The organism is Mycobacterium zoologicum (genome assembly GCF_020181635.2).
Classification (GTDB): Bacteria; Actinomycetota; Actinomycetes; order Mycobacteriales; family Mycobacteriaceae; genus Mycobacterium; species Mycobacterium zoologicum.
On the sequence record NZ_JAYJJS010000013.1, the window covers coordinates 72,260 to 97,522 of the forward strand.

Genomic DNA, 25,263 nt, shown 5'->3' on the forward strand with positions numbered 1-25,263 from the left:
GCGCAGTTGTGTGCGCAGGCTGCCCGATGGTTCGGAACTGCTAGTGGTGGCCGTTGGTGTCGCCGACCTGGTGCTCGGCCAGCGCGGTCAGCGCGCGCTTCTCGCCGGCGTGTGCCGCCTCGTTGAGCAACGCGTCCTCGTCCACCGGATCCGCGGTGAGGAAGCTGCCGCTGCCGGGGGCACCGGCCGAGCCGAGCTTGTTCATCTTCTTGGGCAGCGGAGTTCCCTGGTATTCCAACGGAATCGGGTGGCCGTGGTCGTCGACCGGGCCCAGCGGCTGGTGCAGCTCGATGTAGGCACCGTGCGGCAGCCGCTTGATGATGCCGGTCTCGATACCGTGCTCGAGCACGTCGCGGTCACTGCGCTGCAACCCGATGCACCAGCGGTAGGTGGCGAAGTAGACCAGCGGCGGCAGCACCACCATCCCGATGCGGCCGATCCAGGTGGTGGCGTTCAGCGAGATGTGGAACTTCCACGCGATGATGTCGTTCATCGCCGCCAGGGTCAGCACCATGTAGAAGCTGATCGCCATGGCGCCGATCGCGGTGCGGACCGGAGCGTCCCGCGGCCGCTGCAGCAGATTGTGGTGGGCGTAGTCCCCGGTGAACTTCTTCTCCAGGAACGGGTAGGCCATCAGGCCGATGAAGACCCCGCCCATGATCAGCGCGACACCGACCGGGCCGGGCACGGTGTGACCGAAGAAGTAAAACTCCCATGCCGGCCATAGACGGGCCAGACCCTCGGTCCACATCATGTAGAAGTCCGGCTGGCTGCCCGCCGACACCTGCGAGGGCCGATAGGGGCCCAGGTTCCAGATCGCGTTGATCTGCAGCAGCCCGCCCATGAGGCCGAGGATGCCGAAGATCATGGCGAAGAACGCGCCGGACTTGATCGCGAAGACCGGCAGCACCCGCACACCGACGACGTTGCTCTCGGTGCGGCCGGGGCCGGGGAACTGGGTGTGCTTCTGGAACCACACCAGCGCCATGTGCACGCCGATCAGGGCCAGGATGATGCCCGGGATCAGCAGGATGTGCAGTGCGTAGAGCCGGGGGATCAGGATGGTGCCCGGGAAGTCGCCGCCGAACAGCGCCCAGTGCAGCCAGGTGCCGATCACCGGCATACCCAGCGTGATCGACGACAGCGCCGCACGCAGGCCGATGCCGGACAGCAGGTCGTCGGGCAGTGAGTAGCCGAAGTAGCCCTCGAACATGGCCAGGATCAACAGGAGCGAGCCGATGACCCAGTTGGCCTCACGCGGGCGGCGGAACGCGCCGGTGAAGAACACGCGTGCCAGGTGCACCATGATCGACGCCGCGAACATCAGGGCCGCCCAGTGGTGGACCTGGCGAATGAAGAGGCCGCCGCGCACCTCGAAGGAGATGTTCAGCGCCGTCTCGTAGGCCCGTGACATCTGCACGCCGTTGAGCGGCTGGTAGACGCCGTGGTAGATGACCTCGGCCATCGACGGGTCGAAGAACAGGGTCAGGTAGACACCGGTCAGTAGCAGGATGATGAAGCTGTACAGCGCGATCTCACCGAGCAGGAACGACCAGTGCGTCGGGAAGACCTTGTTGAACTGCCGACGCAGCGCGGCCGCCGGGTGGTAGCGGGTATCGATGTCGTCTGCTTGACGTCCGAGCAGATCGCCGATTGCAGGGCTCATGAGGTGCGCTCCCAGAAGGCCGGTCCGACAGGTTCGACGAAGTCGCCGTTGGCGACCAGATGCCCGTTGGCGTCAATGGTGATCGGCAGCTGGGCCAGTGCACGCGCCGCGGGGCCGAAGACCGGCTTGGCGAAGTGCAGGGCGTCGAACTGCGACTGGTGACACGGGCACAGAATCCGATAGGTCTGCTGCTCGAAAAGCGAAGAGGGGCAACCCAAGTGCGAGCAGATCTTGGTGTAGGCGAAGAAGTCTCCGTAGTTGAAGCTCTCCTGGCCGGCCCGCTTGACCACCTTGGGCATGTCGTCGGGCCGGATGCGGATCAGCATCACCGGGTTGCGCACGCCCATCATGATCTCGGTGATGGCTTCGCGTGATTCCTCAGTGGTGCCGTCGCCGTCGGACTCGCGCCACGGGAAGACGGTCTCCATGCCGCCGGCGTCGAGGTCCTGGGGACGCATCTTGACGAACGGCGATTCGGAGCTGTGACCGGTGGCCCGGGCCAGGAAGATGGTCTCGCCGTGGTAGCGCGGAGTCCAGCCCGACGTCCACAGTACGGCCTTCTTGCCTTCTGCGGTGTCCACGACCGGTTTCCACGGATTCTTGATCAGCCCGCCAGCAGCGGCCACCACGGTGCCCAAGCCGAACGCGCCGAACCCGATACCCAGGGACGCACCGAGCAGCTTGCGGCGGCCGATCGTCGAGCCTTCAAAGGCATCGGTGAGCTGCGCGGCAACCGTCTTGCGGTCGACCTCGGCCGAACTGCCGTCGTGGCGCTCCTGGATGGTGATCTCTTCGGGGATGAACTTCTTGACGAACATCACCGCGCCGATACCGATGAAGAGCACCGAGAGCCCGAACGTCAGCCCGTAGAGCGGGGTGGCCAGGGAGTAGGCCAACCCGTCGGGGGAGTTGGTGGGCGCGTACTCCCACGGCCAGAACAGGAAGATCAGCAGCAGCGCGAATCCGAAGCCGCCGGCCGCCAAAAACCAAGCGGCAACCCGACGTTCGGCCCGCTTCTCGGCGCGGGTCTCCTCGGCCGGCCAGCGCGGCTCCTTGAAGATGGTGTTGACGCCGTCGATGCGGCCACCCAGTTCGAGAAGCTCGCTGGTGCTCATCTCCGCCAGTTCGGCGTCGCTGGGAACGTCTTTGGTGCTGTCGGTCATGAACGGGCCCCGATCCACATTGCCGCGCCGATGGCCGCGACCATTCCGATAATCCACATGACCATGCCCTCCGGGGCCGGGCCGAAGCCGCCCAGTCCCGAGCCGCCCGGGTTACGTTCCTCCGTGACGGCCTTGACGTAGCCGATGATGTCCTTCTTCTCCTCCATGGAGATCTGCCGGTCGGAGAAGCGCGGCATGTTCTGCGGTCCGGACAGCATCGCGGTCAGGATCTGCTGTTCGCTGGCGGGCTCCAGGTCGGGCGCGTACTTACCGGAGGACAGCGCACCACCACGGCCGGTGAAGTTGTGGCAGGACGCGCAGTTCAGCCGGAACAGGTCGCCACCACGGCCCAGGTCGTCGCCGCGCAGAGATTCCTGCGCGATGCTGCCGTCGGCGTTGCGGACCACGGCCGGTCCGCCGCCGTGGGCCGCCACGTAGGCGCCCAGCGCGTCGGTCTGCTCAGCGTCGAAGATCGGGTCCTTGCGAGGCGCCTGGGCCTCGCCGCGCGCCGCGGGCATCCGCCCGGTCGACACCTGGAAGTAGACCGCGGCCTCGCCGACACCGATCAGGCTCGGCCCGCGGCCGTCCAGCCCCTGCAGGTTGGCGCCGTGGCAGCTGATACAGGACGTGTCGAACAGCTCCTTGCCCTTACGCAGGATGCCCGAGGCGGATTCGTCGGCGACGGCCACCTGTGGGGTGGGCGTCACGACCGCGGCCAGCCCGCCGGCCAGGGTCAGGGCCACCAGCAGCATCAGGCCGCCGGACAGCCGGCGCCGAAACCGCCGACGGGCGACGGTGTCGTTGTTGCCAGGTCGGGCCCACTTCTTCAGTGTCTTCAACCGGACACTCCTGTTCGTCGGGCGGTTGCTCATCGGATGAAGTAGATCGTGGCGAACAGTGCAATCCACACGATGTCGACGAAGTGCCAGTAATAGGACACGACGATCGACGCGGTGGCCTGTGCCGGGGTGAACTTGCTCATCGTGGTGCGCAGCATCAGGAAGACGAAGGCGACCAGACCGCCGATGACGTGCAGGCCGTGGAACCCGGTGGTCAGGTAGAACACGGTGCCGTAGGCGCTCGACGGGATGGTGGTGCCGTGCGCAACCAGGTGGGAGTACTCATATGCCTGGCCGCAGACGAAGAACAGCCCCATCAGGAAGGTCAGCAGGTACCACCGGCGCAGCCCGAACACGTCGCCGCGCTCGGCGGCGAACACGCCCATCTGGCAGGTGAACGACGACGCGATCAGCACCAGGGTCACCGGGACCGCAAGTGCCAGGTTCAGCTCAGTTGGTGGCGGCGGCCACTGGCCGCCCGACTGTGCGCGTGCTGTGAAATACATCGCGAACAGTCCGGCAAAGAACATCAATTCGCTGGAAAGCCACACGATGGTGCCGACGCTGACCATGTTGGGACGGTTCAGCGAATGCACACGCGACGTGATGGCAGTACCCGAAGAACCAACGGCGCTCGTCACCCCGCAAGTATGACGCTATGTAGTTGAAGAACTCCACCCGGGGCGGACAATTCGCCCGAACTGGTGTTGTCCCACCTCTCGAAGGGTGACCGGTGGTCTGTCGAGGGTCGGCTCGGCCGGCTCGGGCATAGCGTGCGACGATCGGCGCGTGGTCGAGCCGGTTAGTGAGGTCCAGCCGAAAGCCCAGATCGCGCAGTGGCGGCAGGTGTTGGGTCGCCTGACGTCGGGCGCGGATCTGACCGAGGGCCAGGCGGCCTGGGCGATGGAGCAGATTATGGCCGGCGGCGCCACCTCGGCGCAGATCGCGGCGTTCGGCGTCGCGATGCAGATGAAGGGTCCGACCGCGGCCGAGGTCGGTGAGCTCGCCGAGGTGATGCTGGCGCACGGCCGCAAGGTCCCCACCGAGGCGATCGGCACCGACACCGTCGATGTGGTGGGCACTGGGGGTGACGGCGCCAACACGGTCAACCTGTCCACCATGGCGTCGATCGTGGTGGCCGCGGCCGGTGTGCCGGTGGTCAAACACGGCAACCGGTCGGCGGGTTCGCTGTCCGGCGGGGCCGACACGCTCGAAGCCCTGGGGGTGCGCATCGACCTGGGTCCGGACGACGTCGCACGCAGCGTCGCCGAGATCGGGATCGGCTTCTGCTTCGCACCCCAGTTCCAGCCGTCCTACCGCAACGCCTCGGTGGCACGGCGTGAGATCGGCGTGCCGACGGTGTTCAACCTGCTGGGACCGCTGACCAATCCGGCCCGGCCGCGCGCCGGGCTGATCGGCTGCGCGTTCGGGGAACTGGCCGAGGTGATGGCCGGGGTGTTCGCCGCGCGCGGGTCCAGCGTGCTGGTGGTGCACGGTGACGACGGCCTCGACGAACTGACCACGACCACCACCAGCACCATCTGGCGGGTGCAGGCCGGCACCATCGACCGGCTGACCTTCGACCCGGCCGGGTTCGGATTTGCCCGCGCCGAGGTGAATGAACTACTCGGTGGTGACGCGCAGGCCAACGCGGAGGAGGCCAGGTCGGTTCTAGCCGGCACCCCGGGCGCGGTGCGTGATGCCGTGGTGCTCAATGCCGCCGGGGCCATCGTGGCGCACACCGGGCTATCCAGCGACGCCAAATGGCTGCTGGCCTGGGAAGACGGTCTCGCCCGTGCCGCGGCGGCCATCGACAGCGGCGCGGCGGAACAACTGCTCGCGCGTTGGGTCCGATTCGGCGCCCAGGTCTGAGGCCAGCCGCGCCGAGCGCGCCACGGCGGCCCACGGTGTCCACGGACCGGCCGAGCCCACCGGCGATGCCCAGCCGTGCTGATCCGGCGGCCCCAGCGTCGCGTCTCCTCCGTCGAGCCTTGCTGAACCGCCGGCGGTTTCGGCGGGAGCCTCGACGCGCACGAGGCGTACCCCGGGTGCGGCCAGCCAGCGGGCGATGAGCCCGGTCTCTTCGACCAGCGCGCCGGCCAACGGAGCGGATTCGGGCACCACCGCCTGGGCGCCGAGGGTGATGGCATCGATGACGGGCAGCGGTGGCACACCGCGTGCGGCGCAGCCGGCCGCGGCCAACCGGCCGTGGCGGATGACCGCCAACTGCCACCCGCCGGCTCCGTCGGGTGCGGCGGCCACCAACTCCGGTAGGGCGGCCAGTGCCCGTGCCCGCTGACTGCGCCACAACACCTCGATGGCGGTGGCGGTCTGGTCGCGCAGGCGTGCGGCACTCTCGTAGTGCCCGCGTTCGGCCAGTGCGGTGACCTGTTTTACGGCCGCGCCCAGGGCGGTGTTGTCCGAGCCGTCGATCAGCGCGGCGGCACGTGCGGCGGTCTGGGCGTATTCGGCTGAGGTGGCCCCGGAGGTGGCCGGGCACGGGCTGACTTCTAGCGGCGGGCAGCTGTGCTGACCCGATTGCCTCAATCGTGTTGTGCAGGTGCGGATTCCGGTGAACCTGGCCAGTAGGGCGGCGGTCTGCGCGGCGTCGGCGCGGGAGCGGAACGGGCCGATCGCCTGGTTGTGTCGTGGGGCGCGGAGCACGGTCAGGCGGGGAAACGCCTCCTGCGACAACGTGATCCACCACCACCGTCGTGGGAACTTCGACCGGCGGTTGTAGGGCGGAGCGTGCGCGGCCAGCAGGCGCAGCTCCCGCACCCCGGCCTCCAGGGGGTGGGCGCATTCGACGTGGTCGATCCGGGTTGCCAGGGCAACCATCTCCGAGATGCGGCTGCGGCGGTCGGACCCGTTGAAATACGCGCCGATCCGGCGGCGCAGGTCGGTGGCGGTACCGATGTAGAGCACTTCATCGCCGGGGCCGCGGAACAGATAGACCCCCGGCCGGTGCGGAAGCCCTTCGGCCAGCGTGCGTTTGCTGCGCTGCGCCGCGGTGGCGTGCGACAGGTAGGCACGCAGGTCGGCGTAGGTGTGCACCCGCTGGTTGCCCAGCCGTTCGATCAGCGCGTGCAGCACGTCGACGGTGGCGCGGGCGTCGTCGAGGGCACGGTGGGTCGGGGTGGTGCGCACGGCGAACAATCGGGCCAGCTCGGCCAGTCGCACGCTGGGTGCCTCGTCGCGGCTGAGCACCCGTCGTGCCAGCCGGACCGTGCACAGCACCGGTGGCCGCGGCCAGGGGGTCTCGCAGCGGTGCGCGGCCGCGGTCAGGAAGCCGACGTCGAACCCGGCGTTGTGGGCGACCAGCACCGAACCGCGATCGAAGCCGGCGAACTCTAGGAAGTTCGGCAGCACGGCGTCGATGCGGGGCGCCTCGTGCACCATCGCGGTGGTGATGCCGGTCAGCCGGACGATCTGGGGCGGGATGCCGCGCTGCGGGTCGACCAGGGTGGCGAACTCGCCTTCGACCACCCCACCGCGCACCTTGACCGCGCCGATCTCGGTGATGGTGTCCGGCTCGATATCGCCGGTCGGGGAGGCCCGGCCGCCGGTGGTCTCCAGGTCCACCACCACGAAGGTGGTGTCCCGCAGGGTGGTTTCCGATACGGATTCCAGCTGCGCGGCGAGGTGATCGAAGCTCAGCTGTCCGGCCGCGGCGGGGGTCATAGCGAGCACGGTAGGTCGGGGCACCGACAGATGAGCGCCCGAGGGTTGTCGGTACCCGGGGTTAGCGTGCCGGCAACAGATCGAGAGGAATCGCCATGGCACAGATCTCGGACCATTACGGCAGCCGCCCCACCGGTGCGGAACCGGTGGTGATCGACTGCGACGACTGTGCGGTCCGCGGGCCCGCCTGCCGGGACTGCGTGGTCAGTGTGTTGATCGGGGTGCCGAACGAGCTGCTCGAAGACGAGCGGGCGGCGCTCGACGTGCTCGCCGAGGCGGGGATGGCGCCCCGGTTGCGCCTGGTCCCGATCCGTGGCGACGGGCGAACGGGACGGCGTTCCGGCGTGGCCTGAAACCGGCGCGTCGCTCTTAGAGATCTCGCAATTTTGGCTGCTAACGTAGGCGGCTCGTGATGGACAACGCCGTTGCCATTTCGTAACCTATTCGAGACTCTTACGTACTCGGCGGCGGCACGGCCATGTCCATCCTCGGCAGTGTATAAGGATGCAATCTTGAAGCTCGGACGTATGCAGTGGAACCTGTGTGCTCTTGGGCGTCCTGTGCGCGCTGTTGCCACCGGCCTTCTGGTCGGCGCCACTGTTGCGACCGGCTCGCTGCTGGGCCAGGTGCACGCCGATCCGGCCGATGACGCCATGGCCAAGCTCAGCGAGCTGTCCCGGCAGGCCGAGCAGACCACCGAGGCGATGCACACCGCGCAGCTCAATCTTGACGAGAAGCTCGCCGCGCAACGCGCCGCCGACCGCACCCACGACGATGACCAGGCCGCCTTGGCCGCTGCCCGCGACCAACTTTCCGGCTACCGGTCCGCGGTGAACCGCTTCGCCGCCACCACCTATATGGGCGGCCGCGTCGGCGGTATGGACGCCATGTTGACCGCGGAGTCACCGCAGCAGCTGATCGACAAGCTTGCCGTGCAGCGCGTGGTGGCCGGTGACCTGTCGGTGCAGATGGACCGTTTCCGCGCCGCCAGTGAGCAGGCGGACCAGGCCGAGCAGGCCTCGGCGAAGTCCGCCGATGAGGCCCGTGCCGCAGCCGAGCAGGCCGCCGCCGTGCGCGCCGAAGTGCAGGCCCGCCAGAGCCGCCTGCAGTTGCAGATCTCGGTGGTCAAGTCCCAGTACTACGCGCTGACCCAGCAGCAGCGCGCCGCGATGGCCGCCCCCGGGCCGGTCCCCGAGGGCGCCCCGGGAGCACCGGCCCCCGAGGGACAGCCCCCGGTGTTCGGATTGCCGGCCCCCGGAAACCCGGCAGACCCGGCACCGCCGATGGAGCTGGCCTTCCCCGGTGGCGGCGGGGGTGGCGGCGCGGCCGCGACGGCCGTGCAGGCCGCTCTCACCCAGGTCGGTTCGCCTTACGTGTGGGGTGGCGCCGCACCCGGCGGGTTCGATTGCTCCGGGCTGGTGATGTGGGCGTTCCACCAGGCCGGGATCAACCTGCCGCACTCCAGCCAGGCCCAAGCCAACGGTGGCCAGGCCGTGTCGCTGTCTGATCTGCAGCCCGGCGACGTCCTGACGTTCTACTCGGATGCCTCCCACTCGGGGATCTACGTCGGCGACGGCATGATGATCCATTCGTCCACCTACGGTCAGCCGGTCCGGGTGGTGCCGATGACCTCGTCCGGCCCGATCCACAACGCCCGCCGTTACTGAGCGGTCCGTAATCCGACGCCTGTTGGCCGTGCTGCTGACGGCCGAGCTGATCACTGTCGTCGTCGTGCTGGCCGTGCCGGGCCCGGCCGCTGATCCGCCCCTAACAGTCGGCGATCATCGCAGCGTCGTGCTGGACAACCGCGGCGGGCAGGCCGGCGCGCAGCTGCTGGCCCGGATCGCCGCCGACATCGGACCGGCCGTCGACGCGGTCGAATCATTCTGGGGAACCGACTGGTCGCATCGAATCGAGATCACCGCCACCGGCTCGGTCCAGCAGTTCGCCGCGCTGGCCGGTGCCGGTAGGGGAGCCGGTGACGTGGCGCAGTGGGTCGACGTCGCCGCGGTCGCGGTGGCCGATCGGGTCGATCCGGAGCGGCGGCGGGTGAGCGGCCAACGCGTGGTGTTCGCGCCGGGCGCGACCGCCATGAGCGACACCGCGCTGCGAATCGTGTTGACTCACGAGCTTTTTCATTACGCGGCCCGCGCCGACACTGCCGCCGAAGCGCCACGCTGGCTCACCGAGGGGGTGGCCGACTTCGTGGCCCGCCCCGGCCAGGAGCCGCCCACGACGGCCCCGCTGACGCTGCCCTCCGACCAAGATCTGGACGCCCCCGGCCCGCGCCGCGCCGAAGCCTACGACCGGGCCTGGGGGTTCGCCCGGTACGTCGCAGCCCGCTTCGGGGCCGACAAGCTGCGTGAGCTCTACCTGTCCGCCTGCGGCCCCGCCGATGTCGCCCCGGCCGTCGCCGTGCCGTTGGTGCTCGGTGTCGGTCTGCCCGACCTGCTCACCGGCTGGCAGCAGTGGCAGGGTTGACCGCATCGGCTAGGCCGACCCGCTAGCATCCCTCGGGTGAGCCGGGTCCTGCTGGTTACCAATGATTTTCCGCCGCGGCCCGGCGGCATCCAGTGCTACCTGGAAGAACTGGTGTGCCGCATCGCCGCCGGCGGGCGTCACCAGATCACCGTGTACGCCCCGAAATGGCGTGGGGCCGAGGACTTCGACGCCGCCGCCGACGCAGCCGGCTACCAGGTGGTGCGTCACCCCGGCACGTTGATGCTGCCGGGCCGGGCCGTCGACGCACGGATGCGCCGGCTCATCGCCGAGGGCGTGATCGACACGGTCTGGTTCGGCGCTGCCGCACCGTTGGCGCTGCTGGCGCAGCGGGCACGCTCGGCCGGAGCCACCCGAGTGGTGGCCAGCACACACGGCCACGAGGTCGGGTGGTCGATGCTGCCGGGCGCCCGGTCGGTGCTGCGCCGGATCGGCGACACCTGCGACACCGTCACCTTCGTCAGCCACTACACCCGCGGCCGGTTCGCCGCGGCGTTCGGTCCCGACGCGGTGCTGGAGCACCTGCCGCCCGGGGTGGACACCGGCCGGTTCCGTCCCGACCCGGCCGCCCGCGAGCGCCTGCGCGAACGCCACGGGCTGGGCGGGCGGCCCACGGTGGTCTGCGTGTCCCGGCTGGTGCCCCGCAAGGGCCAGGACATGCTGATCCGGGCGCTGCCGGCGATTCGGCAACGTGTCGACGGGGCCGCGCTGGTGATCGTCGGCGGCGGACCGTACGCCGAGCGGCTGCACAAGCTGGCCGCCGAATGCGGGGTTGCCGACTCGGTGACCTTCACCGGCGGCGTGCCGGCCGCCGAACTGCCGGCCTACTACCTGCTCGGCGACGTCTTCGCGATGCCGTGCCGCACCCGTGGCTCCGGGATGGATGTCGAGGGTCTGGGCATCGTGTTTCTGGAGGCGTCGGCGGCCGGTGTCCCGGTGGTCGCCGGCGACTCCGGTGGCGCACCGGAAACCGTGCTGGACAACCGGACCGGGCGGGTGGTCGACGGCCGATCGGTGAGCCAGATCGCCGACGCCGTCAGCACGCTGCTCGCCGATCCGGACCGGGCCGCGGCGATGGGCAACGCCGGGCGCGAGTGGGCGACCGGCCACTGGGGCTGGGATGGCCTGGCCGACCGGATGGCCGAACTGCTGCAGGCCTGAGACGCCTAATCCTTGCGGCGGTCCCGGCTTCCCCTCGCCTCCGCCGACCCTGCGGGCCAACTCCGGCGAGCCTCGCCGAACCGCCTAATCCTTGCGGTAAATGGCCTCGATCGCGTCGGCGAACTTCTCGGCGACGACGTTGCGCTTCACCTTCATGGTGGGGGTCAACTCGCCGGTGGCCTCGGTGAAGTCGACCGGCAGGATCGAGAACTTGCGGATCGACTCGGCGTGCGACACCGACAGGTTGGCCTGCTTGACCGCGGCGTCCACCTCGGCGAGCAGGTCCGGGTCACCTGCCAGGTCCGCGACGCTGGCCGTGGCGGCTTTGCTGTTGCGCTGCTTCCAGCCCTCGATGGCCTCCGGGTCGATGGTGATCAGCGCCCCGATGAACGGGCGGGCGTCGCCGACCACCATCGCCTGGCTGATCAGCGGATGGGCCCGCAGCTGGTCCTCGAGCACCGCGGGCGCGACGTTCTTGCCGCCGGCGGTCACGATGATCTCCTTCTTGCGGCCGGTGATCTTCAGATAGCCCTCGTCGTCGATCGCCGCCAGGTCGCCGGTCCTGAACCACCCGTCGGTGAACGCCTCGGCGGTGGCCGCCTCGTTGCCCCAGTAGCCGCCGAACACCACGCCACCGCGCACCAGCAGCTCGCCGTCCTCGGCGATACGCATGCTGTTGCCCGGCACCAGCGTTCCGACCGTGCCGACCTTGATGCCGCCGACCGGGTTGACGGTCACAGCGGCGGTGGTCTCGGTCAGGCCGTACCCCTCGTAGATGGACAGGCCCACACCGCGGTAGAAGTGCCCCAGCCGCTCGCCCAGCGGTGCCCCGCCGGACACCGAGGCGCGGCAGTCGCCGCCCAGCGCGGCCCGCAGCTTGCGATACACCAGCTTGTCGAAGAGGGCGTGCTTGGCGCGCAGCAGCAATCCGGGACGACCGGAGTCCAGCGCCTCGCTGAAGTCCACCGCGGTCTGCGCGGCCATCTCGAAGATCTTGCCCTTGCCGTCGCTGGCGGCGTTCTGGGCGGCGGTGTTGTAGACCTTCTCGAACACCCGCGGCACCGAGACCACGACGGTCGGCTTGAACACCGCGAACATCGGCAGCAGGTTCTTGATGTCGCTGGTGAATCCGACGGTGACCCGGTTGGCGAACGCCCCCAGGGTCAGCGCCCGCGCCAGCACGTGCGCCAGCGGCAGGAAGACCAGCAGACGCTGACCATCGGTGAGCAGGCTGGGCAACGCGGCCTTGGTGCCGCGAACCTCGTAGATCAGGTTGGAGTGGGTGAGTTGGCAGCCCTTGGGCCGACCGGTGGTACCGGAGGTGTAGATCAGTGTGGCGGGGTCGGTGGCCCGCAGCGCGCTCAGGCGCGCGGTGACCTGCGCCGGATCCTGGCCGGCCGCGGCGTCGGCCAGCTCGTCGAGGGCCTTGGCGCCGGTGCCGTCGATGGTCAGCACCCGCCGCAGCGCGGGCAGGTCACCGGCGAGTTCGTTGACCATCTGGGCGTGGTTGTCGGTCTCGGCGAATGCCAGGACCGCACTGGAGTCCTGCATCACCCAGCGCACCTGCTCGGCAGAGGAGGTTTCGTAGATCGGCACGGTGACCGCCCCGATCGACAGAATGGCGAAGTCCAGGATGGCCCACTCATAGCGGGTGGCCGAGAAGATGACCACCCGGTCTCCGGCCGCAACGCCCTGGGCGATCAGTCCCAGTGCGGCCGAACGGATCTGCGAGGCAGCGGTGGCGCAGGTGACGTCGGTCCACGCGCCGTCGACCTGGCGCTGATAGATGACGTGGTCGGGGTTGTCGCGCTCGTGTTCGAAGACGACTGCGGCGACGTTGTCGTGCTCCTCGACGGTGAACGGCGCGGGAACACTGAACTCACGCATTGCGATGACCTCTCTTGACTGCCGGTTGTCTGCCCTCTCAGCCTAGTAGGCGAGCTACGGCTGATGTGACGGTGTTCACTACCGCGGGCACGCTGGGTACCCGGCGCGTACCGCCGCAGGGCGGTCATATGTGAAGCTGGGGCGATGAACAGTATCCAGGTTGCCGACGAGACGTTCGTCGCCGCATCCGGCGAGCAGGTCGGTGCCATGGCCGGCGATCGGTCCAACTGGCGGCGGTGGTGGCCCGACCTGGAGTTGGACGTGGTCGAGGACCGTGCCGACAAGGGCGTTCGCTGGACGGTGGGTGGGCCGCTGACTGGCACCATGGAGATCTGGCTGGAGGAGATGCTCGACGGTGTGCTGCTGCACTACTTCCTGCACGCCGAGCCGACCGGGGTCAGCGGCCGTCAGCTGGCCCGGCTGAACCTGCCGAAACTGGTTCACCGCCGCCGGGTGGCGGGTAAGAAGATGGCCTTCGAGATCAAATCCCGCCTGGAGCTGTCCCGTCCGGTGGGGGTCTCCCCGCTGGCAGTGATCTGACTCGCCTGACCGGATCGAAACCGGGCGCAGCGAGGTACCGTTTCTGCCGGGACCGGCGGTAGGCGCGAACGAGGTAGGGAAATAACCAGGTGGCGGACAAGACAGCGCAGACGATCTTCATCGCGGCGGATCCGAGCGCGGTGATGCAGGTGATCGCCGACATCGGCGCCTACCCGGAATGGGTCTCGGAGTACACCGACGCCGAGGTGCTCGAAACCGACGCCGACGGCTATCCGAAGATCGCCCGGATCGTGCTGGACGCCGCGGTGCTCAAAGACACCATGGTGCTCGAATACGACTGGTCGGCCGACCGCCGTTCGGTCCGCTGGACGTTGGTGTCCAGTTCGCTGCTGAAGGCGCTCGACGGTGAATATCGCTTGTCGCCCAAGGGATCCGGTACCGAAGTCGTCTACGAGCTGTCGGTCGACCTGATGATCCCGATGATCGGTCTGCTCAAGCGTAAAGCGGAGCGGCGCCTGACCGACACCGCGTTGAAAGACCTGAAGAAGCGAGCCGAGGCTGAGTGAGCCCCACCCAACCAGTGACCCCGGGGCCGGCGCGGATCAGCCTGTTCGTCGGTAAGGGCGGCGTAGGCAAGTCCACGCTGGCGGCAGCGACCGCCGTCGCGCGGGCGCATGCCGGCGACCGGGTGCTGTTGGTCTCCACCGATCAGGCGCATTCGGTCGGCGATGTGCTCGGTGTGGCCGTATCGCCCAGCGGCGATCGAGATGCCGTCCCGGTGCTACTCGACGAAGGAGAGGCGAAGCTGGGACCGCCGCATAGGCACGGCGGTTCAGCGATCCTCGACGAAGGAGAGGCGAAGCTGGGACCGCCGCATAGGCACGGCGTGAGCGCCGGCCGGCTTGATGTGCTGGCGCTGGACGCCCTGGCGCTGCTGGAGGCGCACTGGGTGGACGTGGTCGGGGTGCTGGCCGCGAACCTCCCGGAATCTGATCTGGGTCTTGTTGCGCCCGAGGAGCTTTCGGCGCTCCCCGGCGTGCAGGAGGTGCTCGGTCTGCACGAGGTCGGCGAGTTGGCCGACAGCGGTCAGTGGGACCGGGTGGTAGTCGACTGCGCGTCCACCGCCGACGCGATGCGGATGCTGACGCTGCCCGCCACTGTCGCGCTCTACGCGGAGCGATCATGGCCGCGGCACCGCCGGCTCAGCGGCATCGAGGACGCCCGGTCGGCGGCCCTGGTCGGGCTGATCGAGCGGATCAGTGGAGCCGCCGAGCATCTCGCCGCGCTGCTGGCCGACGACGCACGGGTCGGTGCGCACCTGGTGTTGACCGCTGAACGCGTGGTGGCCGCCGAAGCCGTCCGGACCCTGGGATCGCTCGCGCTGGCCGGGGTGCGCGTCGAAGATCTGATCGTCAATCAGATTTTGTTGCAGGATGATTCGTACGTCTACACCAATCTGCCCGCGCACCCGGCGTTCGACTGGTACGCCGAGCGGATCGCCGAACAGCGCACCGTGCTCGACGAGCTGGACCGCGTCATCGGCGACGTGGCAATGGTGCTGGTCCCGCACCTGGCGGGGGAGCCGATCGGCCCGAAGGCGCTGGGCGACCTGCTCGACGGCAGCCGCCGCCGGGACGGCTCGGCGCTACCGGGTCCGGTGCGCCCGGTCGTGGACCGGGAGTCGGGTTCCGGACTGGGTGCGGTGTACCGGTTGCGGCTAGAGTTACCCCAGGTTGATTCCGGTGCGCTCAGTCTGGGGCGCTCGGGCGACGACTTGGTCATCGGTGTCGGTGGTACCCGACGACGGGTTCGGCTGGCGTCGGTACTGCGGCGATGCACGGTCATGGATGCCACGCTGCGCGGTAGTGAACTTACGGTGCGTTTCCGGCCGGACCCGGCGGTGTGGCCCCTAAGCAGTGGCGAGGAGGTGCGACGGTGAACGCTGGCGCGCACCCCGATCTGGGCGAGCTGTGGCCCGAGCTGCGGAAGCTGGCCCAGGCGATCCTGGACCGGCTCGACCCGGCGGTGCGGGCGGCGGCGATGCTCCTCGCGGACAGCGGCGGCCCCGGCAAGTGCCAGCAGGTGTGGTGCCCGGTCTGTGCGCTCGCGGCGTTGGTGAACGACGAGGAGCATCCCCTGCTCAATGTCATCGCCGAGAACAGCGTTGCGCTGTTCGACGTGATCCGCGCGGTGGTCGGCGAGACCGGGGGCGGCGATCGGCCGTCGCCGCCGGACGGTCCGCCTGAGGGGCCGGGCGGCGGCTCGGGTGATGAGCCGGGCAGGCAGGGCTATCAACCGATCCCGGTCGTCGTGGAGACCTGGACAAGCTGAGGAATTCCGGGGAATCCATGGTGTGAACGATTCACCGTGTAGCCCCGGAAACGGTGGGTCGGTAATGTTGGCGCGAACACGCGCTCATGGGCTGGAGGGAGGAGTCGATGTGGTATTGGCTGTTCAAGTACGTGCTCCTGGGACCACTGCTGCTCCTGATCGGCCGTCCCAAAGTCGAGGGTTTGGAGAACATCCCTGACGAGGGCGCGGTAATCCTGGCCAGCAATCACCTGGCCGTCATGGACAGCTTCTATCTGCCGCTGGTGGTGCGCCGCCGCATCACCTTCCTGGCCAAGGCGGAATACTTCACCGGCACCGGCATCAAGGGCTGGTTCACCCGCTGGTTCTACACCGCGGTCGGGCAGGTCCCGATCGACCGCAACGACTCCGATGCCGCGCAGGCCGCGCTGACCACCGCCGCACGGATCCTGTCGGCCGGCAAGCTGCTCGGCATCTACCCGGAGGGCACCCGCTCACCTGACGGCAGGCTCTACAAGGGCAAGACCGGCCTGGCCCGGCTGGCGCTGCACACCGGGGTACCGGTGATCCCGGTCGTCATGATCGGCACCGACGTCGTCAACCCGCCGGGCACCAAGATGCTGCGGTTCGGCCGGGTCACCGTCCGGTTCGGCGAGCCGATGGACTTCTCCCGCTTCGACGGGATGGCCGACAACCGCTTCATCGAACGAGCCGTCACCGATGAGGTGATCTACGAGCTGATGCGGTTGTCCGGTCAGGAATACGTCGACATCTACGCTGCCAGCCTCAAAAACGGCGGCCCGACCCAGGCTGCCTCAGCAGGTCAGCCGGTCGCCCGGTTTCCGGAGACCGCAGCCGGCTGATCCTGCGTCCCACCGGCCCCCCGGGTCGCACGAGGCCCGGCGCCGAGGGGTTTGATCGTCGCGCCGACCGTCACCAGCACCGCCAGCGCCCACCACACATACGATGCGCCGGCCAGTTGGCGCCACCACGCCGCACCGGCCTCGTGATTCTCGGGCAGCAGCTCGATCGGACTTCGCAGCATCAGCGCCACGCCGAGGGCGCTCAGTGTGCCCAACAGCACCGCCCGATGCCGGTACCCCAGGACGCCGATGACCACCACGGTGGGCAGCATCCACACCCAGTGGTGTGACCACGACACCGGTGAGACCACCAGTCCGAACAGTGCCACGCAGATCAGCGCCAGGATGGGCTCCCCTTCAGAGGGAGAGCCCAGTGCCCGGCGGGCCGCCCACACCGCCAGTGCGAGCACCAACAGACTCCCCACCAGCCACAGCACGGAGCGCTGCTGTTCGCTCAGCGACAGCCGGGCCAGCGCCCCGGCCAGGTTCTGATTCGTGTTGAGCGTGGCGCCGCCGATCCGGTCGGTGTTGCGCACGGTGTGCGTCCAGTACTGCCAGGAGTCGCTGGTGGCCAGTGCGAAGCCCACCAGGGTCGCGGCCAGGAACGACGCCACGGTGGTCAGCACGGCACGCATGTCGCGTCGCAGCAGCAGGTAGAGCAGGAACACCGCGGGTGTCAGCTTCAGCGCCACCGCCACCCCCAGCAGGGCACCGCGCGGCCACCAGGTGCGCCGCGGTACGCAGTCGGCGATCACCAGCGTCATCAGCACCACGTTGACTTGACCGAAGTCGAAGTTGGCCCAGATCGGTTCGGCGTCGAACGCGATCGCCGCGGCGACGATGGCTACCGCCAGCACGCCCCGGCGCCACCACAGCGGGCCGCCGCCGTGGGCCGGGCCGACGCGCACACCCAGTCCGCTGAGCACGATGGTGAGCGACAGCACCAGCAGCAGCGTGGAGCCGACCGTCAGCGCCACGGTGGCCGCACCCAGCGGCACCCAGGTCAGCGGCGAGAACAGCACGGCGGCGATCGGGGGATAGGTGAACGGCAGCACGGTGCCGTCGATCTGGGTGTGGAACCAGTCGTCACCGTAGAGCGGGCGGCCGTCTCGCCAGGCCTGCGCGGCCATCCGGTAGACGTCGAGGTCGATGTGGTACGGCGTGGTGCCCAGCGCCTGCCACGTCGTGTAGCCCAGGGCTGCGATTGCCAACACAGTGACGCCCCACCAAACGGCGACGCCCCCGTGCGGACGGCCCGGGTCGGACGGCCGCGATGTAGTCATGTCGCCGCACAGCCTATCGGGTGGCCGGCTTTTGTCGGTTTTACCGGGCCATGCCGGTGGTGATCCGCGTGTGGCGGTCCGTGAGCGCGTACGTTTCATTAGGTGCTCGAATGGTTCCGCGACGACATCGTCGACCGCGGCAGGCTGCCGTTGCTGACCTGCCTGGTCGCGTTCCTGGTGACGTTTCTGGTGACTCGCACGGTGGTGCGCTACATCCGCAGCACCTCCGGGCGCAGCGAGTACACACCCCGCTGGTGGCAGCCGCGCAATTTCCAGATCGGGTCGACACACATCCACCACGTCGTTTTCGGGGTGGTGCTGGTGATGATCTCCGGGGTGACGCTGGTGGCCGCGGGTCCCAACAGCCATGAGCCACAGTTCTCCCTGGCCGCGATCGGATTCGGCATCGGCGCGGCCTTGGTGCTCGACGAGTACGCGCTGATCCTGCACCTGTCCGACGTGTATTGGGAGGAGGACGGGCGAGCCTCGATGGACGCCGTGTTCGCCGCCACTGCCGTGGTCGGGCTGCTGGTGCTGGGTTTTCACCCGCTGACGTTTCTGTTGTCGAGATGGCAGGACACCTCGTCGCCGCTGGTCCATGTCGGGGTGGTCGCGGGTCTGGTAATGGCTCTGCCGCTGGGCGTGGTGGTGCTGCTCAAGGGCAAGGTGTGGACGGGTCTGATCGGGATGTTCTTCTTCCCGCTGCTGCTGATCGGTGCCATCCGGATGTCCCGGCCGCACGCGCCCTGGGCCCGGTGGTGGTATCTGAAGAACAGTGAGCGGATGCGCCGAGCGCTGGAGCGCGAACGCTGGCTGCGCCGCCCCGTCATCCAGGTCAAGCTCTGGCTGCAGGACGCCATCGCCGGCCGACCGCAGCTGCCCGACGACCGCACCGTCGACGCCGAGCTCGACCGTGAGGTGCGCGCGGCGGCGGCGCCGACCGAGCCGATCATGATCGGCCGGCCGTTGGTGTCCACCCGGCGCGGCCCCGATCGTCGGCCGCCGCCCGGAAGCGGCCCCCTCCCGCCGGCCCGTCCGGCGCCCAGTCGGGCGGTTCGGGAGGCGGCGGCGCCGACGATGCCGTTCTCGGTGCCGTCGGGTCCGTTGGTGCCTCGCCAGCCACCGCGCCGGCCGGGAGGGCCGCCGCGGTGAGGTACTTCTACGACACCGAGTTCATCGAGGACGGCCGCACCATCGAGCTGATCTCGATCGGCGTGGTCGCCGAGGACGGCCGCGAATACTACGCGGTGTCATCCGAATTCGACCCGGGCCGGGCCGGGCCGTGGGTGGCTGCTCACGTGTTGCCCAAGCTGCCGTCCCCGGCGTCGAAGGCGTGGCGGTCGCGCAGCCGGATCCGCGCCGACCTCGAGGAGTTCTTCGGCGTGGATCGTGGCGAGCCGATCGAATTGTGGGCCTGGGTCGCCGCCTACGATCACGTGGTGCTCTGCCAGTTGTGGGGCACGATGCCGGATCTGCCGGCACCCATTCCGCGCTTCACCCATGAGCTGCGTCAACTCTGGGAGGACCGGGGCCGCCCGAAGCTGCCACCGCGCTCGGCGGGCAGTCACGACGCGCTGGTGGACGCCCGCGACCAGTTGCTCCGGTTCCAGCTGATCACCGGGACTGAACTGGCCTGATCAACGCAGGTCGGCACCCGGTTACCATGGTCGAGTGAATTGGACCGTTGACGTACCGATCGATGAGCTGCCGCCGCTGCCGCCGCTGCCCGCTGACCTGCGCGCGCGCCTCGACGCGGCGCTGGCCCGGCCGGCGGTTCAGCAGCCGAGCTGGCCCGTCGACCAGGCCAAGGCGATGCGTACGGTGCTGGAGAGCGTGCCACCGATCACGGTGGCATCCGAAGTCGTCCGCTTGCAGGGCTTGCTGGCACAGGTGGCGCGCGGGGAAGCGTTTCTGCTGCAGGGCGGTGACTGCGCCGAGACCTTCACCGACAACACCGAGCCGCACATCAAGGGCAACATTCGCACCCTGCTGCAGATGGCGGTGGTGTTGACCTACGGCGCGTCCATGCCCGTGGTGAAGCTGGCCCGCATCGCCGGTCAGTACGCCAAGCCCCGCTCGGCCGACATCGACGCGCTGGGCCTGAAGTCCTACCGCGGTGACATGGTCAACGGTCTGGCCCCGGATGCCGCGCTGCGCGAGCACGACCCGTCCCGGCTGGTGCGGGCCTACGCCAACGCCAGCGCCGCGATGAACCTGGTCCGCGCCCTGACCTCCTCGGGGCTGGCTTCGCTGGAACTGGTGCACGACTGGAACCGGGAGTTCGTCCGCACCTCGAAGGCCGGCGCCCGCTATGAGGCGCTGGCCGGTGAGATCGACCGCGGCCTGAAGTTCATGAACGCCTGCGGGGTGGCGGATCGGGAGTTGCAGACCGCCGAGATCTACGCCAGCCACGAGGCGCTGGTGCTCGACTACGAGCGGGCCATGCTGCGGATGGCCGACATCGACGGCAAGCCGCAGCTCTACGACCTGTCCGCGCACTACCTGTGGATCGGTGAGCGGACCCGCCAACTCGACCACGCGCACATCGCGCTCGCCGAGGTGATCGCCAACCCGATCGGCGTCAAGCTGGGCCCGACCACCACCCCGGACCAGGCTGTCGAGTACGTCGAACGCCTTGACCCGCACAATGTGCCCGGCCGCCTGACGCTGATCGGCCGGATGGGTAACGCCCAAGTGCGCGACCTGCTGCCGCCGATCATCGAGAAGGTGCAGGCCACCGGGCACCAGGTGATCTGGCAGTGCGACCCGATGCACGGCAACACCCACGAGGCCTCCACCGGCCACAAGACCCGGCACTTCGACCGCATCGTCGACGAGGTGCAGGGCTTCTTCGAGGTTCATCACGCACTGGGCACCCACCCCGGTGGCATCCACCTGGAGTTCACCGGCGAGGACGTCACCGAGTGTCTCGGTGGCGCGCAGGACATTTCGGATGCCGACCTCGGTGGTCGCTACGAGACCGCCTGCGACCCGCGGCTCAACACCCAGCAGAGCCTGGAGTTGGCCTTCCTGGTCGCGGAGATGCTGCGCGGCTGAGCTCCCCCCCTACCGCGAGCGGGCGTGTTTGCACACCGACACGCCGCCCGGCGCGTACAACTGTGCGCACTCGCGCCAGGGGAGTAGCGGGTTACAGCAGCGCGCCGACGTTGTTGCCCAGGGTCCAGCCCAGGGCGGCCACCAGCCCGGTCAGTGCCAGCACCGCGGCCAGCCAGATCACCGTCATGCGCCGCGCATGGGCGCGCTCCAGCATGAACTGACCCAGCTCGATCCCGGCGAATTCGCCTGTCACCAACTCGTATCGGGTGTCAGTGTCAACAGTCCAGTCCCGTGCGTCGCGGGGCATCTGCAGGGTGTGGCCGACCGGCGCCACCGGGCTCGGCGGTTGGCGGGGCAGCACGGTGGTGTGCTGGGCACCGTTGCGCGGCGCCGGCACCCGAAACGCGGGCAGGTTCAACCGGTGGGCGATCGCATCGACCGCGTCGGCCATCTCGAGGCCGTCGGCGTACCGGTCGGCCGGATCGAGCGTGGTCGCCCGGGCCACCAGCTCGTCGAATTCGGTTGGGACGCCGTCGATCACGGAGCTCGGCGGCGGGACGTCATGATCGAGGCGCTGATAGGCCACCGCCAGCTGGGAGTCGCCGGTGAACGGGGTGTGGCCGGTCAACAGCTCGTAGGTGAGCACGCCGACGGCGTAGACGTCGCTGGCGGGCCCGGCGTTGCCGTCGCGGACCTGTTCGGGGGACAGGTAGGCGGCCGTGCCCAGAATCACGTTCGTCGAGGTGATCCCGGCTGCGGCGAGGGCACGGACCAGCCCGAAGTCGACCACCTTCACATGGCCGTCGGACGCGATCAGGATGTTCTCCGGTTTGACGTCCCGGTGAACCAGTTCGGCGCGGTGCGCGATTCCCAGCGCCCCCAACACCGGCCGCAGCACCGCCGCGACGGCGTGCGGCGGCATCGGCCCCCGCTCGTCGAGCAACTCGCGCAGGGTACCGCCCTCGACCAGCTCCATCACCAGGAACGGTTGTCCGGCGTCCTGCGGTGTGCCGAAACCTTGGTCGTAGACCGCGACCAAGCCCGGATCCTTGAGTCGGGCGACGGCGCGTGCCTCCAGCTGGAATCGGGTCAGGAACTGCTGATCGCCGGCGTAGCGAAGGTCCATCACCTTCACCGCCACCGGGCGGTCCAGTCGTTCGTCGAGACCGCGGTACACCGTGGAGGTACCGCCGGTGGCGATCCGGGTCCCGACCCGGTACCTGCCGTCCAGCAACGCGCCTTCCAGCGCGTCGGGCCCCCACGTGACAGTCACCTGGTCATGGTAGGTGCGCCGGCGACCGGCGCGACGGTTCTAGACTTCATGTCGTGAGCAGCATTCCGGCCGCCGAAGACGTCCTCGAGCCCGACGAACCGACATTCGACCTGCCCCACGTCGCGCAGATGCTCGGGCTACCGGTCACCAAGGTCCACCAGTACCTGCGCGAAAGCCACCTGATGGCGGTGCGGCGCGACGGCGTGCTGCTGATCCCGCAGCTGTTCTTCACGCAGGACGGCGATGTGGTCAAGAGTTTGCCCGGGCTGTTGTCGGTGCTGGCCGACGGCGGCTACCGCCCGACGGAGATCCTGCGCTGGCTGTTCACCCCGGACTCGTCGCTGTCGTTGACCCACGACGGCGTCAAAGAGGTGGTGGTCAACGCCCGCCCGATCGACGCTCTGCACGCCCATCAGGCCCGCGAGGTTATGCGCCGGGCCCAGGCCATGGCGTACTGAGGGGCGTTCAGGCCGCAGCCGGTTCTTCGGCCGGCTGCCTCAGCCGGTACCAGGCGTACACGGCGCAGCCGGTCGCGCCGATCACATGCAGCCAGGCGTACATGCCGTGTGAACCGTCGGGTTTGAAGATCACCATGATCCAGGTCGAGGCCGCGGCGATGGCGGCGATGGCCCCGGATGAGCGAACTACGGTGGCGGCCACCGCCAGCGGCCAGGTGTAATACCAGGGCAGTGCGGCCGGCACGAACAACACCATCACCAGCGTGGCCCAGGCGATCCCGGAGACCGCGGCGCGATCGTCGCGGCGTGATCGCCACCAGATCACCGGAAGTGCCACAGCGATCACCCCGACCCCGACGATTCGGGAGACGTGCAGCACCGCATAGAAGTTGAGCGACCCGACAGGGGTCAGGAAGGCGTGCAGGAGGTTGGCGACGGCAGTCGGGATGGTCAGCCAGTTGATGATCTTGACGTTGCCGGCCAGCAGCGCGGTCAACCAGCCCAGGCCCACCCCGGCCAGCGCCGACAGCACCGCGAAGACGGCGACGACGATCACCGCCGAGGCAGCCGCGGCCGCCGCGAACGCCGCCACCGGCGAGTAGCCGCGGCGTTGATGCAGCCGCCGCATCCATATCCAGACCAGGAACGGCAATGCGATCACCGCCGTCGCCTTCACCGCCGCTGCCACCGCCAGCAGTGCCACCCCGGCCAGTGGGCGGTCCATGAGGGTCAGGGCGATACCGGCCACCATCAGGCCGACCATCAGCATCTCGTTGTGGACCCCGCCCATCAGGTGGATGATCACCAGCGGGTTGAGCACCGCCAGGAACAGCGCCGCCGGGCCGGTGCCCCCGACTCGCCGGGCCACCTGCGGCGCGGCCCACATCAGCAGCGCAAGCCCGGGCAGCATGCACAGGCGCAACACCATGGTGCCGACCACCACGTTGTTGCCCACCACCATCGTGACGAGTTTGGCGATCAGGATGAACGCCGGCCCATACGGTGCGGTGGTGGCCGCCCAGATCGGGCTGACATTCTCCAGCAGAGAGTTGGGGTTGGCGACCGGGCCGACCTGATACGGGTCGAAGCCGTCACGCAGCAGCGCGCCCTGGGCGAGGTAGGAGTAGGTGTCGCGGCTGAACACCGGAACCGACAGCAGAAGCGGGGCCAACCAGAACCCGGTGGTGACGATCAGGGTGTATTCGCTTGCGGTGCGGTCGATCACCCGTCGGCCCAGGCCGAACCAGGCCAGCAACATCACCGCGACTCCGGTCCACAACAGTGCCGTGGACAGCACCAGCCCGTGGCCGAAACGCAGCCAGGACAGGTGCAGCGACTCCAGCACCGGATCGTGGACGCGGGTGCTGCCGGCGCCGAGCCCGCCGACCGTGATCAGCATTGCGCCCACGCAGCCGAGCCAGGCCGCGCCGGCTTCCTCGCTGGTGGCGAACCGGCGCAGTCGGGTCAGCCATCGGATGGGATCGGCTGCAGCCGTTGACGTCTCAGGCATGGGGGCTCCGGGGCGGTTCAGGCGGTTCGGTCGGCGACCCGGCGGGCCAGGTCGGTCAGTCCGGCTTTGGCGGCGTCGTCGATCGGCGCGGCGGCCAGCGCGTCCATGGCACGGCGCGTCAGCTCATCGATCCGGGTTTCGACTGCTGCCAGGGCGCCCACCGATTCGAAGATGCCGCAGAGCTCCCGGACCTCGGTGTCGGTCAGTGCCGTGCCGATCGAGGCGCGCAGCTGTTGAGCGGCCGCCGGATCGGATCGGTCGGCCCGGGTGACCGCCTCGGCCACCAGCACGGTGCGTTTGCCCGAGCGCAGGTCGTCGCCGGACGGTTTGCCGGTGACCGCGGGATCACCGAACACCCCCAGCACGTCGTCGCGCAGTTGGAACGCCACGCCCAGATCGGTGCCGAGTTCTGAGAACAGGGTCGCGATGTCGGGCCGGTCGTCGGCGGCGGCGGCGCCGAGCTGCAGTGGGCGCACCACGGTGTATGAGGCGGTCTTGTAGGTGTTGACCGTCATCGCCGACGCGATCGACTCGACTCCGCTGGATTCGGCAACGATGTCGAGGTACTGGCCGCCGAGCACCTCGGTGCGGATGTCCGACCAGACCCGCCGGACGCGGCGCCGAGCCGCGGGCGGCAGATCGGCCTCGGCGACGATGTCGTCAGCCCAGACCAGCGCCAGATCACCCACCAGAATGGCGGCCGAGAGCCCGAACTGATCGGCCGAGCCCCGCCACCGGCGGGTGCGGTGCAGTTCGGCGAACTTGCGGTGGGTGGTCGGGCTGCCGCGCCGGGTCGCCGAGGCGTCGATCACGTCGTCGTGCACCAGCGCGCACGCATGCAGCAGTTCCAGCGAGGAGAACAGCAGCAGTTCGCCGTCGTCGGCGTCGCGGCCGGTGAGCGCGCGCCAGCCCCAGTACGCGAACGCCGGGCGCAGACGCTTACCGCCGCTGAGCACGAACTCTTCGAGGCCGGTGACCAGGTCGTGGTAGTCCTCGCCCATGTACGCGGTCTCGTCGTGACGTGTGCGCAGGTAGCAGCGCAACTGCTCGGTGACGGCGCCGGCCAGCTCGATCGCTGACGGTGCGGCTGTGTCGCTCAGCGCCGCGCCCCT

The 25,263-nt window shown here is 69.1% G+C and carries 22 protein-coding genes and 2 pseudogenes; 14 read left to right on the forward strand and 10 right to left on the reverse strand.

Features of this window, described 5'->3' with window-relative positions; translation table 11 throughout:
• Positions 1 to 40: 40 nt before the first annotated feature.
• The 4 genes from qcrB to ctaE are packed head-to-tail and all read right to left on the reverse strand — an operon-like array spanning position 41 to position 4,309.
• Positions 41 to 1,666, reverse strand: coding sequence for a cytochrome bc1 complex cytochrome b subunit (gene qcrB, locus K6T84_RS12510; RefSeq protein ID WP_224865398.1), 1,626 nt, complete (start codon positions 1,664 to 1,666; stop codon positions 41 to 43).
• Entirely contained in the window at positions 1,663 to 2,829 is a 1,167-nt protein-coding gene (gene qcrA / locus K6T84_RS12515; protein ID WP_224865399.1) for a cytochrome bc1 complex Rieske iron-sulfur subunit, read from the reverse strand. Before qcrA ends, qcrB begins: the two co-directional genes overlap by 4 nt.
• Positions 2,826 to 3,701 carry a cytochrome bc1 complex diheme cytochrome c subunit gene (qcrC, locus tag K6T84_RS12520; RefSeq protein WP_224865400.1) on the reverse strand — a complete coding sequence of 292 codons (876 nt, stop codon included), beginning with the start codon at positions 3,699 to 3,701 and terminating at the stop codon, positions 2,826 to 2,828. Before qcrC ends, qcrA begins: the two co-directional genes overlap by 4 nt.
• Positions 3,698 to 4,309 carry an aa3-type cytochrome oxidase subunit III gene (gene ctaE / locus K6T84_RS12525; RefSeq protein WP_224865401.1) on the reverse strand — a complete coding sequence of 204 codons (612 nt, stop codon included), beginning with the start codon at positions 4,307 to 4,309 and terminating at the stop codon, positions 3,698 to 3,700. The genes qcrC and ctaE overlap by 4 nt, the downstream gene beginning before the upstream one ends.
• A 148-nt stretch (positions 4,310 to 4,457) precedes the next feature.
• Here ctaE and trpD point away from each other — a divergent pair, with 148 nt between their 5' ends.
• Positions 4,458 to 5,540: an anthranilate phosphoribosyltransferase gene (trpD, locus tag K6T84_RS12530; RefSeq protein ID WP_225401834.1), complete on the forward strand. Its 1,083-nt coding sequence runs from the start codon at positions 4,458 to 4,460 to the stop codon at positions 5,538 to 5,540.
• On the opposite strand, the pseudogene K6T84_RS12535 reads toward trpD, so the two are convergent.
• Positions 5,478 to 7,349, reverse strand: a pseudogene (locus K6T84_RS12535) (DEDD exonuclease domain-containing protein); the annotation flags it as partial. The gene trpD and the pseudogene K6T84_RS12535 sit on opposite strands and share 63 nt — an antisense overlap.
• Before the next feature lie 95 nt (positions 7,350 to 7,444).
• Between K6T84_RS12535 and K6T84_RS12540 the strand changes: the two are divergent.
• The 4 genes from K6T84_RS12540 to K6T84_RS12555 all read left to right on the forward strand — a co-directional run bounded on the left by K6T84_RS12540 (position 7,445) and on the right by K6T84_RS12555 (position 11,009).
• Positions 7,445 to 7,702: a hypothetical protein gene (locus K6T84_RS12540; RefSeq protein ID WP_224865403.1), complete on the forward strand. Its 258-nt coding sequence runs from the start codon at positions 7,445 to 7,447 to the stop codon at positions 7,700 to 7,702.
• Between the two features lie 174 nt (positions 7,703 to 7,876).
• Positions 7,877 to 9,016: a peptidoglycan hydrolase RipC gene (gene ripC / locus K6T84_RS12545; protein WP_408066103.1), complete on the forward strand. Its 1,140-nt coding sequence runs from the start codon at positions 7,877 to 7,879 to the stop codon at positions 9,014 to 9,016.
• A 64-nt stretch (positions 9,017 to 9,080) separates the two neighbouring features.
• Positions 9,081 to 9,830 carry a hypothetical protein gene (locus K6T84_RS12550; RefSeq protein ID WP_225399765.1) on the forward strand — a complete coding sequence of 250 codons (750 nt, stop codon included), beginning with the start codon at positions 9,081 to 9,083 and terminating at the stop codon, positions 9,828 to 9,830.
• 36 nt (positions 9,831 to 9,866) lie between these two features.
• Positions 9,867 to 11,009: a glycosyltransferase family 4 protein gene (locus K6T84_RS12555; RefSeq protein WP_225401835.1), complete on the forward strand. Its 1,143-nt coding sequence runs from the start codon at positions 9,867 to 9,869 to the stop codon at positions 11,007 to 11,009.
• Positions 11,010 to 11,093: 84 nt separating this feature from the next.
• Here the strand turns inward: K6T84_RS12555 and K6T84_RS12560 are convergent, their stop codons facing one another.
• Complete coding sequence (locus tag K6T84_RS12560) at positions 11,094 to 12,896, reverse strand: AMP-dependent synthetase/ligase (RefSeq protein ID WP_224865406.1); 1,803 nt, start codon at positions 12,894 to 12,896, stop codon at positions 11,094 to 11,096.
• A gap of 144 nt (positions 12,897 to 13,040) precedes the next feature.
• Between K6T84_RS12560 and K6T84_RS12565 the strand changes: the two genes are divergently transcribed.
• The 5 genes from K6T84_RS12565 (at position 13,041) to K6T84_RS12585 (ending at position 16,570) form a co-directional block, all read left to right on the forward strand.
• Positions 13,041 to 13,436 carry a polyketide cyclase / dehydrase and lipid transport gene (locus K6T84_RS12565; protein ID WP_225399423.1) on the forward strand — a complete coding sequence of 132 codons (396 nt, stop codon included), beginning with the start codon at positions 13,041 to 13,043 and terminating at the stop codon, positions 13,434 to 13,436.
• 89 nt (positions 13,437 to 13,525) lie between these two features.
• Positions 13,526 to 13,963: an SRPBCC family protein gene (locus K6T84_RS12570; RefSeq protein ID WP_224865408.1), complete on the forward strand. Its 438-nt coding sequence runs from the start codon at positions 13,526 to 13,528 to the stop codon at positions 13,961 to 13,963.
• Complete coding sequence (locus K6T84_RS12575) at positions 13,960 to 15,336, forward strand: ArsA family ATPase (protein ID WP_225401836.1); 1,377 nt, start codon at positions 13,960 to 13,962, stop codon at positions 15,334 to 15,336. Before K6T84_RS12570 ends, K6T84_RS12575 begins: the two co-directional genes overlap by 4 nt.
• Entirely contained in the window at positions 15,333 to 15,728 is a 396-nt protein-coding gene (locus K6T84_RS12580; RefSeq protein ID WP_225401837.1) for a hypothetical protein, read from the forward strand. The genes K6T84_RS12575 and K6T84_RS12580 overlap by 4 nt, the downstream gene beginning before the upstream one ends.
• A gap of 107 nt (positions 15,729 to 15,835) precedes the next feature.
• A complete protein-coding gene (locus K6T84_RS12585) occupies positions 15,836 to 16,570 on the forward strand; it encodes a lysophospholipid acyltransferase family protein (RefSeq protein ID WP_225399426.1) in 735 nt (244 codons plus the stop codon).
• On the opposite strand, the gene K6T84_RS12590 is transcribed toward K6T84_RS12585, so the two are convergent.
• A complete protein-coding gene (locus K6T84_RS12590) occupies positions 16,531 to 17,853 on the reverse strand; it encodes a glycosyltransferase 87 family protein (RefSeq protein WP_225401838.1) in 1,323 nt (440 codons plus the stop codon). The two genes, K6T84_RS12585 and K6T84_RS12590, sit on opposite strands and share 40 nt — an antisense overlap.
• 102 nt (positions 17,854 to 17,955) lie before the next feature.
• Between K6T84_RS12590 and K6T84_RS12595 the strand changes: the two are divergent.
• The 3 genes and pseudogenes from K6T84_RS12595 to K6T84_RS12605 form a co-directional block, all read left to right on the forward strand.
• Positions 17,956 to 18,810, forward strand: a pseudogene (locus K6T84_RS12595) (hypothetical protein); the annotation flags it as partial.
• A 191-nt stretch (positions 18,811 to 19,001) separates the two neighbouring features.
• Positions 19,002 to 19,490 carry a polyadenylate-specific 3'-exoribonuclease AS gene (locus K6T84_RS12600; protein WP_225401839.1) on the forward strand — a complete coding sequence of 163 codons (489 nt, stop codon included), beginning with the start codon at positions 19,002 to 19,004 and terminating at the stop codon, positions 19,488 to 19,490.
• 34 nt (positions 19,491 to 19,524) lie between these two features.
• Complete coding sequence (locus K6T84_RS12605; RefSeq protein ID WP_225401840.1) at positions 19,525 to 20,910, forward strand: class II 3-deoxy-7-phosphoheptulonate synthase; 1,386 nt, start codon at positions 19,525 to 19,527, stop codon at positions 20,908 to 20,910.
• A gap of 91 nt (positions 20,911 to 21,001) precedes the next feature.
• On the opposite strand, the gene K6T84_RS12610 is transcribed toward K6T84_RS12605, so the two are convergent.
• Positions 21,002 to 22,183: a protein kinase domain-containing protein gene (locus K6T84_RS12610; RefSeq protein ID WP_408066100.1), complete on the reverse strand. Its 1,182-nt coding sequence runs from the start codon at positions 22,181 to 22,183 to the stop codon at positions 21,002 to 21,004.
• A 53-nt stretch (positions 22,184 to 22,236) separates the two neighbouring features.
• Between K6T84_RS12610 and K6T84_RS12615 the strand changes: the two genes are divergently transcribed.
• A complete protein-coding gene (locus K6T84_RS12615) occupies positions 22,237 to 22,641 on the forward strand; it encodes an Rv2175c family DNA-binding protein (protein ID WP_224865416.1) in 405 nt (134 codons plus the stop codon).
• A gap of 7 nt (positions 22,642 to 22,648) precedes the next feature.
• On the opposite strand, the gene K6T84_RS12620 is transcribed toward K6T84_RS12615, so the two are convergent.
• Positions 22,649 to 24,151: an alpha-(1->6)-mannopyranosyltransferase A gene (locus K6T84_RS12620; RefSeq protein WP_225401841.1), complete on the reverse strand. Its 1,503-nt coding sequence runs from the start codon at positions 24,149 to 24,151 to the stop codon at positions 22,649 to 22,651.
• A gap of 17 nt (positions 24,152 to 24,168) precedes the next feature.
• Positions 24,169 to 25,218 carry a bifunctional (2E,6E)-farnesyl/geranyl diphosphate synthase gene (idsA2, locus tag K6T84_RS12625; protein WP_225401996.1) on the reverse strand — a complete coding sequence of 350 codons (1,050 nt, stop codon included), beginning with the start codon at positions 25,216 to 25,218 and terminating at the stop codon, positions 24,169 to 24,171.
• Between the last annotated feature and the right edge of the window lie 45 nt (positions 25,219 to 25,263).